Consider the following 11,922-nt stretch of genomic DNA (forward strand, 5'->3'; position numbering starts at 1 on the left):
TTAAATTCTTAAGAAAACATGAGAAAAAGGAGAGCAAAAAAGAGAATTCTTTTACCGGATCCAAAGTTTAACGATCAGTTGGTAACACGTTTTGTGAATAACTTAATGTGGGATGGAAAGAAATCTACAGCGTTCAAGATTTTTTACGATGCATTAGAGATTGTAGAAAATAAAAAAGGTGAAGAAGAAGAAAAATCTTCATTAGAAATATGGAAAGATGCATTATCTAACGTAATGCCTCAAGTAGAAGTACGTAGCCGTCGTGTAGGGGGTGCTACTTTTCAAATTCCAATGCCAATTAGACCAGACCGTAAGGTTTCTATGGCAATGAAATGGTTAATTTCTTACTCTAGAAAGAGAAATGAAAAGACTATGGCTCAAAAATTGGCTGCAGAAGTATTAGCTGCTGCAAAAGAAGAAGGAGCTGCTGTTAAAAAGAGAGTGGATGTTCACAAGATGGCAGAAGCTAACAAAGCATTTTCACATTTTAGATTTTAATAGAAATGGCTAGAGATTTAAAACTTACAAGAAATATTGGTATTGCTGCGCATATTGATGCAGGAAAAACTACTACTACAGAACGTATATTGTATTATACAGGTGTATCTCACAAAATTGGAGAGGTGCATGATGGTGCTGCAACTATGGACTGGATGGAGCAAGAGCAAGAAAGAGGAATTACAATTACTTCTGCTGCAACTACTTGTGAATGGCAGTTTCCTATGGAGAATGCAAAGCCGTTACCAGATACTAAAGGATATCACTTTAATATTATTGATACTCCGGGGCACGTTGACTTTACAGTTGAGGTAAACCGTTCTTTACGTGTGTTAGATGGTTTGGTTTTCTTATTTAGTGCTGTTGATGGTGTTGAGCCACAGTCAGAAACTAACTGGAGATTAGCAGATAACTATAAAGTGCCACGTATTGGTTTCGTTAACAAAATGGACCGTCAAGGATCTAACTTTGCTAATGTATGTAACCAAGTAAAAGAAATGTTAGGGTCTAATGCTGTTGAAATCGTATTGCCAATTGGTGAAGAAAATGATTTTAGAGGTATTGTAGATTTAGTTAAAAACAGAGCTATTGTTTGGCATGATGAAACTCAAGGAGCTACTTTTGACGAAATTGATATTCCTGAAGATTTAGTTGATGAAGCTGCTGAAGCTCGTGCTAGATTGATTGAAGAGGTTGCAGGGTACGATGAAAACTTGTTAGAGAAGTTTATGGAAGATGAAAACTCTATTACAGAAGATGAAGTACATGCTGCTTTAAGAGCTGCTGTAATGGATATGGCAATTATTCCTATGATTTGTGGATCTTCATTCAAAAACAAAGGAGTTCAGTTCTTGTTAGATGCTGTTTGTCGTTATTTACCATCTCCTTTAGATAGAGATAATATTGTAGGTACAAACCCAGAAACAGAACAAGAAGAAAGAAGAAAACCAGATGTAAAAGATAAATTTGCTGCATTAGCGTTTAAAATTGCTACCGATCCTTTCGTAGGACGTTTGGCTTTTTTCCGTGCTTATTCAGGACGTTTAGATGCTGGTTCTTATATATTGAACAACCGTTCAGGTAAAAAGGAACGTATTTCTCGTATCTACCAAATGCACGCTAACAAACAAAACTCTATCGACTATATTGAGGCTGGAGATATTGGGGCTGCTGTTGGATTTAAAGATATTAAAACTGGAGATACTATGTCTGCATTAGATGCACCGATTATATTAGAGAGTATGGATTTCCCTGCTCCAGTAATTGGTATTTCTATTGAGCCTAAAACTAAGGCAGATGTTGACAAGATGGGGTTAGCCTTATCTAAGTTAGCTGAAGAGGATCCTACATTTACTGTAAAAACTGATGAGGCTTCTGGTCAAACAGTAATTTCAGGAATGGGAGAATTGCACTTAGAGGTTTTAGTTGATCGTATGAAACGTGAGTTCAAAGTTGAAGTAAATCAAGGACAACCACAAGTAGAGTACAAAGAAGCTGTAACAAAAACTACAGAGCACAGAGAAGTTTATAAAAAGCAATCTGGAGGTCGTGGTAAGTTTGGTGATATTGTATTTACTATGGGACCTGTTGATGAAGATTTTGAAGGAACTGGATTACAATTTGTTGATGAAATTAAAGGTGGACGTATTCCTAAGGAATTCATTCCAGCTGTAGAAAAAGGATTTAAAGAGTCTATGCAAAATGGACCTTTAGCTGGTTTCGTAATGGATTCGTTAAAAATTGTTTTAAAGGATGGATCTTTCCACCCGGTAGATTCTGATGCTTTATCATTTGAATTGGCTGCAAAATTAGGATATAAAGCTTGTGCTAAAGCAGCGGGAGCAATCATCTTAGAGCCAATTATGAAAATGGATGTAATCACTCCAGAAGAAAACATGGGAGATATTGTTGGTGACTTAAACAGACGTAGAGGTCAAGTTAACGATATGAGTGATAGAGGAGGAGCAAAAGTTGTTAAAGCTGATGTGCCGTTATCAGAAATGTTTGGATATGTAACTACTTTACGTACGTTATCATCAGGTAGAGCAACTTCTACAATGGAGTTCTCTCACTATGCACAAACACCTGCTAACGTTTCAGAAGAGGTAATTGCAGCTTCTAAAGCTTAATTTTAAAACATTAGAAAATGAGTCAAAAAATCAGAATAAAATTAAAGTCTTACGACTACAACTTAGTAGATAAGTCTGCTGAGAAGATCGTAAAGACGGTAAAGTCTACAGGAGCTGTTGTAAACGGTCCTATTCCTTTACCAACAAATAAAAAGATTTTTACTGTATTACGTTCTCCACACGTAAACAAGAAATCTAGAGAGCAATTCCAATTATCTTCTTATAAAAGATTATTAGACATTTATAGTTCTTCATCTAAGACTATTGATGCTTTAATGAAATTAGAATTACCTTCTGGAGTAGAAGTAGAAATCAAAGTTTGATAAAACTTAATAGATAAGAAAAACCAGCCTAATTTTAATTAGGCCGGTTTTTCTGTCTCTTATAGAATATAAAATTTAATAACAATAATTAATTAATAATAATGTCTGGGTTAATAGGAAAAAAAATCGGAATGACTAGCATTTTTGATGAGAACGGGAAAAATATTCCTTGTACTGTAATTCAAGCTGGTCCATGTGTAGTTACCCAAGTCAGAACTGAGGAAGTAGATGGTTATTCTGCTATCCAATTAGGTTTCGATGACAAGTCTGAAAAGAATACTACCAAAGCTTTACAAGGTCACTTTGCAAAAGCTGGTACTACTTCTAAGAAGAAAGTTGTTGAATTTAGTTTTGATGAGGAGTTGAATTTAGGAGATACAGTTGGTGTAGATCTATTTATTGAAGGAGAATTCGTTGATGTGTCGGGAATTTCTAAAGGTAAAGGTTTCCAAGGGGTTGTAAAACGTCATGGATTTGGAGGAGTAGGTCAAGCTACCCACGGTCAACATAACCGTTTAAGAGCTCCAGGATCTATTGGTGCTGCATCTTATCCTGCACGTGTATTCAAAGGAATGCGTATGGCAGGAAGAATGGGAGGAGATAAAGTTAAAGTTGAAAACTTAAGAGTTTTAAAAGTTGTTGCTGACAAGAACTTAATTGTAGTAAAAGGATGTGTTCCTGGTGCTAAAAACTCTTACTTAACTATCGAGAAATAATGAAAGTAGCAGTTTTAGATTATACAGGGAAAGATACAGGACGTCAGGTTGAATTATCTGATGCAGTATTCGCTATAGAGCCAAACGATCATGCAGTTTACTTAGATGTAAAGCAACATTTGGCAAATAAAAGACAAGGAACGCACAAAGCTAAAGAAAGAGCTGAGATTGCTGGGTCTACAAGAAAGATTAAAAAACAAAAAGGTACAGGTACTGCACGTGCAGGATCTATTAAATCTCCTGTTTTCAGAGGAGGAGGTAGAGTATTTGGACCAAGAACAAGAGATTATTCTTTCAAATTAAACAAAAACTTAAAGAGATTAGCTAGAAAATCTGCTTTTAGTTTACAAGCAAAAGAGTCAAATATTATCGTTATAGAAGACTTCAACTTTGAAGCACCAAACACTAAAAATTTCATTAACGTATTGAAAGCTTTAGAGTTAGATAATAAAAAATCTCTATTTGTGTTGGGAGAGTCAAATAATAATGTATATTTGTCTTCACGAAATTTAAAAGGGTCTGAAGTTGTAACTAGTTCAGAATTAAACACTTACAAGTTATTGAATGCTAGTAAAGTTGTTTTGTTAGAAGGTGCAATTGCAGGTATTGAAGCTAATTTAAGTAAATAGGGTACAGATATGAGTATTTTAATAAAACCTATTATTACAGAAAAAGCAACAAAAGATAGCGAATTATTAAATCGTTATGCTTTTGTTGTGAATTTAAAAGCTAACAAGATTGAAATTAAAGAAGCAGTAGAAGCTACTTATGGTGTTTCAGTTGAGAAAGTAAGAACAATGGTATATCCAGTAAAACGTTCGACAAAATACACAAAGAAAGGTGTAGTTGAGTCGAAAATTTCTGCATATAAAAAAGCTATCGTTGAGGTGGCAGAAGGAGAGAATATTGACTTTTATAGCAATATTTAATTAATAAATAATTTTAAATTTTAACATGTCAGTTAGAAAATTAAAACCAATCACACCAGGTCAGCGTTTTAGAGTAGTAAATGGGTTCGACGCCATTACTACTGATAAGCCGGAGAAGTCATTATTGGCACCGAAAAAAAGATCTGGAGGTCGAAACAACAGTGGTAGAATGACAATGCGCTACGTAGGTGGTGGTCATAAGAAAAGATACCGTATTATCGATTTTAATAGAGATAAGTTCGGTGTTGAAGCTACTGTGAAAACAATTGAGTATGATCCAAATCGTACTGCATTTATTGCATTAGTAGAATATACTGATGGAGAGAAAAAATATGTTATTGCTCAAGCAGGTTTACAAGTAGGTCAAACTATTGTGTCTGGAGCAGAAGCAGTTACTCCAGATGTTGGTAATGCAATGCCTTTGGCAAACATTCCTTTAGGTACAACTATTTGTTGTATTGAATTAAGACCAGGTCAAGGAGCTGTAATGGCTCGTTCTGCAGGTTCTTTTGCGCAATTAATGGCAAAAGAAGGAAAGTATGCTACTGTTAAGTTACCGTCAGGTGAAACAAGATTAATATTGTTAACATGTATGGCAACAATTGGAGTTGTATCTAACTCAGATCACCAATTATTAGTTTCTGGTAAAGCAGGTAGATCTAGATGGTTAGGTAGAAGACCAAGAACAAACGCTGTAAGAATGAACCCTGTTGATCACCCAATGGGAGGTGGAGAAGGACGTTCTTCTGGAGGTCATCCAAGATCAAGAAATGGTATACCTGCTAAAGGATACAAGACTAGATCTAAGACAAAAGCGAGTAATAAGTATATTTTAGAACGTAGAAAAAAATAATAAGACATGGCACGTTCATTAAAGAAAGGACCTTTCATATTCCACAAACTTGAAAAAAGAGTTATCGCTAATGCTGAAGCAGGAAGCAAAGAAGTTATCAAGACTTGGTCAAGAGCTTCTATGATTACTCCAGATTTCGTTGGACAAACTATTGGAGTTCACAACGGAAGAACATTTGTACCAGTATATGTTACTGAAAACATGGTAGGTCATAAATTAGGAGAGTTTTCACCAACACGTACTTTTAGAGGTCACGGTGCAGACAAGAAAAATAAAGGAAAAAAATAGTAGGATATGGGAGTTCGTAAACATAATATGGCAAAACAGATCAAGGAAGCAAAGAAAGATGTTGCTTTCGCTAAATTGACTGGTTGTCCTACATCACCAAGAAAAATGAGATTGGTGGCTGATTTAGTAAGAGGAGTAGAAGTTGAAAAAGCTTTACAAATCTTGAAATTTAGCTCTAAAGAAGCATCTATAAACGTAGAAAAATTATTATTGTCTGCTATTGCAAATTGGCAAGCAAAAAACGAGGATGCAAGTTTAGAAGAAGCTAACTTATATGTTAAAACAATTACTGTAGATTCTGCAGCAATGTTGAAAAGATTAAGACCAGCTCCACAAGGTCGTGCACATAGAATTCGTAAGCGTTCTAACCACGTTACTATTGTGTTGGGAAGTAAAAATGTTGAAAGCAAATAATCAAAAGTAGAAATGGGACAAAAGACTAATCCAATAGGAAATCGTTTAGGAATCATCAGAGGATGGGACTCAAACTGGTACGGAGGTAATGACTACGGAGATAAAATTGCTGAAGACAATAAGATAAGAAAGTACTTAAATGCAAGATTATACAAAGCTAGTGTTTCTAGAATAATTATTGAACGTACTCTTAAGCTTGTAACCGTTACTATCACTACTGCTAGACCAGGTATTATTATCGGTAAAGGAGGACAAGAGGTAGACAAGTTAAAAGAGGAGTTAAAAAAATTAACTGGAAACGAAGTACAAATCAATATTTTTGAAATTAAACGTCCAGAATTAGACGCTAATTTAGTGGCTGCAAGTGTTGCTCGTCAAATTGAAAATAGAATTTCATACAGACGTGCAATAAAAATGGCTATTGCTGCTACTATGCGTATGAATGCTGAAGGGATAAAAATCCAAATTTCAGGTCGTTTAAATGGTGCTGAAATGGCACGTTCTGAGCACTATAAAGAAGGTAGAATTCCTTTATCTACTTTTAGAGCTGATATTGACTATGCTTTGGTAGAAGCCCATACAACTTACGGTAGAATCGGAGTTAAGGTATGGATTATGAAAGGTGAGGTTTATGGTAAACGTGAATTATCTCCATTAGTAGGCTTGGCTAAAAAGTCAGGAGGAAAAGGTGGAGCTAACGCAGGAGCTAAGAAAGGACCTCGTAGAAGAAAATAATTTTTCACAAAAATTAGAATTTAGAAATGTTACAGCCTAAAAGAGTAAAGTATCGTAAGGTACAGAAAGGTAAAGGTAATATGAGCGGTGATTCTCAAAGAGGGAATCAGTTAGCTTTTGGAATGTTCGGGATCAAATCTTTAGAGCAAGCCTTAATTACCTCTAGACAAATAGAAGCAGGTCGTATTGCTGCGACACGTTATATGAAAAGAGAAGGTCAGTTATGGATTAAAATCTTCCCAGATAAGCCTATTACAAAAAAGCCTTTAGAGGTACGTATGGGTAAAGGTAAGGGAGCTCCTGAGTATTTCGTAGCCGTAGTTAAGCCTGGTAGAATATTGTTTGAAATCGGAGGAGTTCCTTTCGATGTTGCTAAAGAAGCATTACGCTTAGCAGCTCAAAAAATGCCAGTTAAAACTAAGTTCGTTGTTGCGAGAGATTATGATAACGCTTAATATCTAAGACAAATGAAACAATCAGAAATTAAAGAATTGTCAGTTGCAGACTTACAAGAGAAGTTAGATTCTCTTAAAAAGAACTACACTGATCTTAAGATGGCTCATGCTATTTCTCCATTAGAGAATCCTTTAGAGTTGAGAGCGCTTAGAAAAACTGTAGCAAGAGTAGCTACTGAGTTAACTAACAGACAATAAGTATTTTTACAAGATGGAAAATAGAAATCTTAGAAAAGAAAGAATTGGTGTTGTATCTAGTAACAAAATGGACAAATCTATTGTTGTTGCTGAGGTAAAAAAAGTGAAACACCCAATGTATGGAAAGTTCGTATTAAATACGAAGAAATACGTTGCACACGATGAGCAAAACGACTGCAACATTGGAGATACTGTAAGAATCATGGAAACAAGACCTTTAAGTAAATCTAAACGTTGGAGATTAGTAGAAATCCTAGAAAGAGCTAAATAGTATGTTACAAACAGAATCAAGATTAAACGTAGCAGATAACACTGGAGCTAAAGAGGTCTTAGTGATCCGTGTTTTAGGAGGAACAGGAAAGCGTTACGCTTCAATTGGAGATAAAATTGTTGTGACTGTAAAGTCATCAACTCCAAATGGTAACGCAAAAAAAGGTCAAGTATTTAAAGCTGTTGTTGTTCGTACTTCTAAAGAAGTAAGAAGAAAAGATGGTTCTTATATTCGTTTTGATGACAACGCATGTGTGTTGTTAAATGCGACTGGAGAAATGTCTGGAACACGTGTATTTGGACCTGTAGCAAGAGAACTTCGTGATAAACAATTCATGAAAATTGTATCATTAGCACCTGAGGTGCTTTAATATTTGTAAAAGATGGCAAAGATTAAAATAAAATCAGGAGATACAGTAAGAGTGATTGCTGGAGATCATAAGGGAAAAGAAGGGAAAGTAGTATCTATTATTACTGATAAAAACAAAGCAATTGTAGAAGGTGTAAACTTAGTATCTAAGCACACCAAACCAAGTGCTCAAAACCCTCAAGGTGGAATTGTAAAGAAAGAAGCTGCTTTACCTATTTCTAATTTAGCAATTTTAGAAGATGGAAACATCACCAAAGTTGGTTATAAAGTAGAAGACGGTAAAAAAGTGCGTATTTCTAAAAAATCAGAAAAAGCTATTTAATATGAGTTATATTCCAAGACTTAAACAAGAGTACACTGACAGAATTAAGGCTGCCTTAACTGAAGAGTACGGATATAGCAATATTATGCAAGTACCAAAGTTAGAGAAAATAGTGATCTCTAAAGGTGTTGGTGCTGCTATTGCAGATAAGAAATTAGTAGATTATGCAGTTGACGAGTTAACTACTATTTCTGGACAAAAAGCAGTTGCAACTTTATCTAAAAAAGATATCGCAACATTTAAATTACGTAAAGGTATGCCTATTGGAGCAAGAGTTACTTTACGTGGAACTAAAATGTACGAATTTTTAGACAGACTAATCACTGCTTCTTTACCGCGTGTAAGAGATTTTGACGGTATTAAAGCTACTGGTTTTGACGGAAGAGGAAATTATAACTTAGGTATTACTGAGCAAATAATTTTCCCTGAAATAAATATTGATCAAGTGAAAAAAATTGGTGGGATGGATATTACTTTTGTAACTTCGGCCGCTACTGATAAAGAAGCTAAATCATTATTAACAGAATTAGGTTTACCATTTAAAAAGAACTAATCATGGCAAAAGAATCAATGAAAGCTCGTGAGAGAAAAAGAGCTAAAACAGTTGCTAAATATGCTGAAAAACGTAAGGCTTTAAAAGAAGCTGGAGATTATGAAGCATTACAGAAGTTGCCAAAGAACGCTTCTCCTGTACGTGGTCATAATCGTTGTAAGTTAACAGGAAGACCAAAAGGTTATATGCGTCAGTTTGGTATTTCTCGTGTAACTTTCCGTGAAATGGCAAACCAAGGATTAATCCCAGGTGTGACAAAAGCAAGTTGGTAAAATTTTTAAGAATTAATTTTAGATGCTAGCCCTGAACTTGTTTCAGGGTGATAATCTAAACCAATACAAATTATTATGTATACAGATCCAATAGCAGATTACTTAACAAGAGTAAGAAATGCTTATTTAGCAGGACACAGAGTAGTGGAGATTCCTGCATCAAAGGTTAAAAAAGCAATCACTGAGATTTTATTTGACCAAGGATACATTTTAAGCTATAAATTTGAAGAAGGTACTGCGCAAGGTACTATTAAAATAGCTTTAAAATATAATCCTGAAACTAACGAATCAGTTATTAAGAAAATTGAAAGAATTTCTACACCAGGATTACGTAAGTATGTAGGTGTTGAAGATTTACCTAGAGTTTTAAACGGATTAGGAATTGCAATAGTATCTACTTCTAAAGGAGTAATGACTTCTAAGCAAGCTAAGCGTGAAAAAGTAGGTGGAGAAGTAATTTGTCACGTATATTAAAAAATAGAATAGTATGTCAAGAATAGGAAAAAGCCCAATCGCAATTCCAGCTGGTGTTACTGTTACTATTAACGGAGACACAGTTACTGTAAAAGGGAAATTAGGAGAATTAACTCAAGAAATTACTGACGGTATCAGTATTAAAGAAGAAGAAGGTGTATTAGTATTAGATCGTCCTTCTGAATCTAAAACTCACAAAGCTAAGCATGGTTTATACAGAGCTTTAATCAACAACATGATTGAAGGTGTTTCTAACGGATGGTCTAAGCAATTAGAATTAGTTGGGGTTGGATATAGAGCTTCAAACCAAGGAAATGTTTTAGATTTAGCTATTGGTTTCTCACACAATATTGTTTTAGATATTGCACCAGAAGTTAAAGTAGAAACTATCTCTGATAAGGGTAAAAACCCAATCGTAAAACTTACTTCTTTCGATAAGCAATTGGTAGGTCAAGTAGCTGCAAAGATTCGTTCTTTCCGTGCACCTGAGCCATACAAAGGAAAAGGAATTAAGTTTGTAGGTGAAGAATTAAGAAGAAAAGCAGGTAAATCTGCATAATTTATAGCATTATGGCATTATCAAAGCTTGAAAGAAGACAAAGAATTAAGCGTAGAATTAGAAAAATTTCTGTAGGTACAGCATCTAAACCAAGATTATCTGTATTTAGAAGCAATAAAGAAATTTACGCTCAATTAGTTGATGACAACGCAGGAGTTACTATCGTATCTGTGTCATCAAGAGATAAAGAAATCGAAGCAAAAGGTTCAAAAATTGAAGTTGCTGCATTAGTAGGTAAGTCTATTGGTGAAAAGGCTACAGCTGCAGGAGTTGAAATAGTTGCATTTGATAGAAATGGTTATTTATACCATGGTAGAGTTAAAGCATTAGCTGAAGCAGCTAGAGAAGCTGGTTTAAAATTTTAAGAAAGTTATATTATGCAAGGATATAAAAACGTAGAAAGAGTTAAGCCAAGCGGATTAGAATTAGTAGATCGCTTAGTAGCTGTAAACCGTGTAACTAAAGTTACAAAGGGTGGACGTACTTTTGGATTTTCTGCTATTGTTGTAGTAGGAAACGGTGAAGGTGTAGTAGGTTACGGATCTGGTAAATCTTTAGATGTTGCATCTGCAATTGCTAAGGCTGTAGAAGAAGCTAAGAAAAACTTAGTTCGTATTCCATTAATGAGCGCTACTTTACCTCACGAACAAAAAGGTAAATTTGGTGGTTCTAAGGTATTATTATTACCTGCATCTCATGGTACCGGAGTTATTGCTGGTGGTGCTGTACGTGCGGTATTAGAATCAGTTGGTGTACACGATGTATTATCTAAGTCTCAAGGATCATCTAACCCTCATAACGTAGTAAAAGCAACTTTTGATGCTTTATTACAATTAAGAAGCCCACAAGCTGTGGCTGCTGAGAGAGGAATTTCTTTGGACAAAGTATTTAACGGTTAATATTGAATACCATGGGAAAAATTAAAATAACACAAGTAAAGAGCCAAATAAATCGTACGCAAGTTCAAAAAAGAACTTTAGAAGCGTTAGGTTTAACTAGAATTGGTAAGGTTGTTGAGCATGATGCTTCACCTTCAATTGTAGGAATGGTTAATAAAGTTAAACACTTAATTTCTGTAGAAGAAGTTAAATAAGTTATAAAAAGATGAGTTTAGATAATTTAAAACCTGCTAAGGGTTCTGTAAAAAGTGGTAAACGTATTGCTAGAGGTGAAGGTTCTGGTCACGGAGGTACTGCTACAAGAGGACACAAAGGTGCAAAATCTCGTTCTGGATATTCTAGAAAAGTAGGATTTGAAGGAGGGCAAATGCCATTACAAAGAAGAGTACCTAAGTTTGGATTTACTAATGTAAACCGTAAGGAATACAATGGTATCAATTTAGATAAATTACAGTCTTTAGTAGAAAATGGAAAAGTTACAGATACAGTTGATTTAACTGTATTGGTTGATAACGGTTTAGCAAGCAAAAATGACTTAGTAAAAATATTAGGTGGTGGTGAGTTAAAAGCGAAATTAAGTGTAACTGCACACAAATTTACTGCAACTGCAAAAGCGGCTATTGAAGCTGCTGGTGGTGAAGCTGTAATCTTATAATCATAATAAA

General features: G+C 34.9%; 23 protein-coding genes. All 23 read left to right on the top strand.

What is annotated here, in order from left to right:
• Positions 1–18 precede the first annotated feature (18 nt).
• A complete protein-coding gene (gene rpsG, locus ACXGQT_RS12450) occupies positions 19–498 on the top strand; it encodes a 30S ribosomal protein S7 (RefSeq protein ID WP_302882750.1) in 480 nt (159 codons plus the stop codon).
• 5 nt (positions 499–503) lie between these two features.
• On the top strand, positions 504–2,627 hold the full coding sequence (fusA, locus tag ACXGQT_RS12455) for an elongation factor G (RefSeq protein WP_457828917.1): 2,124 nt from the start codon (positions 504–506) through the stop codon (positions 2,625–2,627).
• A gap of 17 nt (positions 2,628–2,644) precedes the next feature.
• The gene (rpsJ, locus tag ACXGQT_RS12460; protein WP_010137088.1) at positions 2,645–2,950 is read left to right on the top strand and encodes a 30S ribosomal protein S10; all 306 of its coding nucleotides are present in this window, start codon (positions 2,645–2,647) and stop codon (positions 2,948–2,950) included.
• Positions 2,951–3,051: 101 nt separating this feature from the next.
• The gene (gene rplC / locus ACXGQT_RS12465) at positions 3,052–3,666 is read left to right on the top strand and encodes a 50S ribosomal protein L3 (RefSeq protein ID WP_457828918.1); all 615 of its coding nucleotides are present in this window, start codon (positions 3,052–3,054) and stop codon (positions 3,664–3,666) included.
• Positions 3,666–4,295: a 50S ribosomal protein L4 gene (rplD, locus tag ACXGQT_RS12470; RefSeq protein ID WP_457828919.1), complete on the top strand. Its 630-nt coding sequence runs from the start codon at positions 3,666–3,668 to the stop codon at positions 4,293–4,295. Before rplC ends, rplD begins: the two co-directional genes overlap by 1 nt.
• Before the next feature lie 9 nt (positions 4,296–4,304).
• Positions 4,305–4,595: a 50S ribosomal protein L23 gene (rplW, locus tag ACXGQT_RS12475; protein ID WP_457828920.1), complete on the top strand. Its 291-nt coding sequence runs from the start codon at positions 4,305–4,307 to the stop codon at positions 4,593–4,595.
• Positions 4,596–4,620: 25 nt separating this feature from the next.
• A complete protein-coding gene (gene rplB, locus ACXGQT_RS12480) occupies positions 4,621–5,448 on the top strand; it encodes a 50S ribosomal protein L2 (protein ID WP_457828921.1) in 828 nt (275 codons plus the stop codon).
• A gap of 6 nt (positions 5,449–5,454) precedes the next feature.
• A complete protein-coding gene (gene rpsS / locus ACXGQT_RS12485) occupies positions 5,455–5,736 on the top strand; it encodes a 30S ribosomal protein S19 (RefSeq protein ID WP_068827452.1) in 282 nt (93 codons plus the stop codon).
• 6 nt (positions 5,737–5,742) lie between these two features.
• Entirely contained in the window at positions 5,743–6,150 is a 408-nt protein-coding gene (rplV, locus tag ACXGQT_RS12490; protein ID WP_457828922.1) for a 50S ribosomal protein L22, read from the top strand.
• Between the two features lie 12 nt (positions 6,151–6,162).
• Complete coding sequence (gene rpsC, locus ACXGQT_RS12495; RefSeq protein ID WP_457828923.1) at positions 6,163–6,885, top strand: 30S ribosomal protein S3; 723 nt, start codon at positions 6,163–6,165, stop codon at positions 6,883–6,885.
• A 26-nt stretch (positions 6,886–6,911) separates the two neighbouring features.
• The gene (gene rplP / locus ACXGQT_RS12500) at positions 6,912–7,340 is read left to right on the top strand and encodes a 50S ribosomal protein L16 (protein WP_457828924.1); all 429 of its coding nucleotides are present in this window, start codon (positions 6,912–6,914) and stop codon (positions 7,338–7,340) included.
• Positions 7,341–7,352: 12 nt separating this feature from the next.
• The gene (gene rpmC / locus ACXGQT_RS12505) at positions 7,353–7,538 is read left to right on the top strand and encodes a 50S ribosomal protein L29 (protein ID WP_068827443.1); all 186 of its coding nucleotides are present in this window, start codon (positions 7,353–7,355) and stop codon (positions 7,536–7,538) included.
• 13 nt (positions 7,539–7,551) lie between these two features.
• A complete protein-coding gene (gene rpsQ, locus ACXGQT_RS12510; RefSeq protein ID WP_068827442.1) occupies positions 7,552–7,809 on the top strand; it encodes a 30S ribosomal protein S17 in 258 nt (85 codons plus the stop codon).
• A gap of 1 nt (position 7,810) precedes the next feature.
• On the top strand, positions 7,811–8,179 hold the full coding sequence (rplN, locus tag ACXGQT_RS12515) for a 50S ribosomal protein L14 (protein ID WP_068827440.1): 369 nt from the start codon (positions 7,811–7,813) through the stop codon (positions 8,177–8,179).
• 12 nt (positions 8,180–8,191) lie between these two features.
• Entirely contained in the window at positions 8,192–8,500 is a 309-nt protein-coding gene (rplX, locus tag ACXGQT_RS12520) for a 50S ribosomal protein L24 (RefSeq protein ID WP_457828925.1), read from the top strand.
• A gap of 1 nt (position 8,501) precedes the next feature.
• On the top strand, positions 8,502–9,053 hold the full coding sequence (rplE, locus tag ACXGQT_RS12525) for a 50S ribosomal protein L5 (protein ID WP_457828926.1): 552 nt from the start codon (positions 8,502–8,504) through the stop codon (positions 9,051–9,053).
• Between the two features lie 2 nt (positions 9,054–9,055).
• Positions 9,056–9,325: a 30S ribosomal protein S14 gene (gene rpsN / locus ACXGQT_RS12530; protein ID WP_457828927.1), complete on the top strand. Its 270-nt coding sequence runs from the start codon at positions 9,056–9,058 to the stop codon at positions 9,323–9,325.
• Positions 9,326–9,400: 75 nt separating this feature from the next.
• Positions 9,401–9,799, top strand: coding sequence for a 30S ribosomal protein S8 (rpsH, locus tag ACXGQT_RS12535; RefSeq protein WP_457828928.1), 399 nt, complete (start codon positions 9,401–9,403; stop codon positions 9,797–9,799).
• A 13-nt stretch (positions 9,800–9,812) separates the two neighbouring features.
• Positions 9,813–10,358, top strand: a complete 546-nt coding sequence (gene rplF, locus ACXGQT_RS12540; protein ID WP_457828929.1) for a 50S ribosomal protein L6 — start codon at positions 9,813–9,815, stop codon at positions 10,356–10,358.
• 11 nt (positions 10,359–10,369) lie between these two features.
• The gene (rplR, locus tag ACXGQT_RS12545) at positions 10,370–10,723 is read left to right on the top strand and encodes a 50S ribosomal protein L18 (protein ID WP_457828930.1); all 354 of its coding nucleotides are present in this window, start codon (positions 10,370–10,372) and stop codon (positions 10,721–10,723) included.
• A 9-nt stretch (positions 10,724–10,732) separates the two neighbouring features.
• Positions 10,733–11,257, top strand: a complete 525-nt coding sequence (gene rpsE, locus ACXGQT_RS12550) for a 30S ribosomal protein S5 (RefSeq protein ID WP_157359399.1) — start codon at positions 10,733–10,735, stop codon at positions 11,255–11,257.
• A gap of 11 nt (positions 11,258–11,268) precedes the next feature.
• Positions 11,269–11,451 (top strand): 50S ribosomal protein L30, encoded by a 183-nt coding sequence (gene rpmD, locus ACXGQT_RS12555; protein WP_457828931.1) that lies wholly within the window; start codon positions 11,269–11,271, stop codon positions 11,449–11,451.
• An 11-nt stretch (positions 11,452–11,462) separates the two neighbouring features.
• The gene (gene rplO / locus ACXGQT_RS12560) at positions 11,463–11,912 is read left to right on the top strand and encodes a 50S ribosomal protein L15 (RefSeq protein WP_457828932.1); all 450 of its coding nucleotides are present in this window, start codon (positions 11,463–11,465) and stop codon (positions 11,910–11,912) included.
• Positions 11,913–11,922: the final 10 nt, after the last annotated feature.

It is taken from the genome of Wenyingzhuangia sp. IMCC45467, from assembly GCF_054111205.1.

Excerpts from the sequence above, each read along its gene's own strand:
- rpsG (WP_302882750.1), top strand. The coding sequence starts at position 19 with ATGAGAAAAAGGAGAGCAAAAAAGAGAATTCTTTTACCGGATCCAAAG.
- fusA (WP_457828917.1), top strand. The coding sequence starts at position 504 with ATGGCTAGAGATTTAAAACTTACAAGAAATATTGGTATTGCTGCGCAT.
- rpsJ (WP_010137088.1), top strand. The coding sequence starts at position 2,645 with ATGAGTCAAAAAATCAGAATAAAATTAAAGTCTTACGACTACAACTTA.
- rplC (WP_457828918.1), top strand. The coding sequence starts at position 3,052 with ATGTCTGGGTTAATAGGAAAAAAAATCGGAATGACTAGCATTTTTGAT.
- rplD (WP_457828919.1), top strand. The coding sequence starts at position 3,666 with ATGAAAGTAGCAGTTTTAGATTATACAGGGAAAGATACAGGACGTCAG.
- rplW (WP_457828920.1), top strand. The coding sequence starts at position 4,305 with ATGAGTATTTTAATAAAACCTATTATTACAGAAAAAGCAACAAAAGAT.
- rplB (WP_457828921.1), top strand. The coding sequence starts at position 4,621 with ATGTCAGTTAGAAAATTAAAACCAATCACACCAGGTCAGCGTTTTAGA.
- rpsS (WP_068827452.1), top strand. The coding sequence starts at position 5,455 with ATGGCACGTTCATTAAAGAAAGGACCTTTCATATTCCACAAACTTGAA.
- rplV (WP_457828922.1), top strand. The coding sequence starts at position 5,743 with ATGGGAGTTCGTAAACATAATATGGCAAAACAGATCAAGGAAGCAAAG.
- rpsC (WP_457828923.1), top strand. The coding sequence starts at position 6,163 with ATGGGACAAAAGACTAATCCAATAGGAAATCGTTTAGGAATCATCAGA.
- rplP (WP_457828924.1), top strand. The coding sequence starts at position 6,912 with ATGTTACAGCCTAAAAGAGTAAAGTATCGTAAGGTACAGAAAGGTAAA.
- rpmC (WP_068827443.1), top strand. The coding sequence starts at position 7,353 with ATGAAACAATCAGAAATTAAAGAATTGTCAGTTGCAGACTTACAAGAG.
- rpsQ (WP_068827442.1), top strand. The coding sequence starts at position 7,552 with ATGGAAAATAGAAATCTTAGAAAAGAAAGAATTGGTGTTGTATCTAGT.
- rplN (WP_068827440.1), top strand. The coding sequence starts at position 7,811 with ATGTTACAAACAGAATCAAGATTAAACGTAGCAGATAACACTGGAGCT.
- rplX (WP_457828925.1), top strand. The coding sequence starts at position 8,192 with ATGGCAAAGATTAAAATAAAATCAGGAGATACAGTAAGAGTGATTGCT.
- rplE (WP_457828926.1), top strand. The coding sequence starts at position 8,502 with ATGAGTTATATTCCAAGACTTAAACAAGAGTACACTGACAGAATTAAG.
- rpsN (WP_457828927.1), top strand. The coding sequence starts at position 9,056 with ATGGCAAAAGAATCAATGAAAGCTCGTGAGAGAAAAAGAGCTAAAACA.
- rpsH (WP_457828928.1), top strand. The coding sequence starts at position 9,401 with ATGTATACAGATCCAATAGCAGATTACTTAACAAGAGTAAGAAATGCT.
- rplF (WP_457828929.1), top strand. The coding sequence starts at position 9,813 with ATGTCAAGAATAGGAAAAAGCCCAATCGCAATTCCAGCTGGTGTTACT.
- rplR (WP_457828930.1), top strand. The coding sequence starts at position 10,370 with ATGGCATTATCAAAGCTTGAAAGAAGACAAAGAATTAAGCGTAGAATT.
- rpmD (WP_457828931.1), top strand. The coding sequence starts at position 11,269 with ATGGGAAAAATTAAAATAACACAAGTAAAGAGCCAAATAAATCGTACG.
- rplO (WP_457828932.1), top strand. The coding sequence starts at position 11,463 with ATGAGTTTAGATAATTTAAAACCTGCTAAGGGTTCTGTAAAAAGTGGT.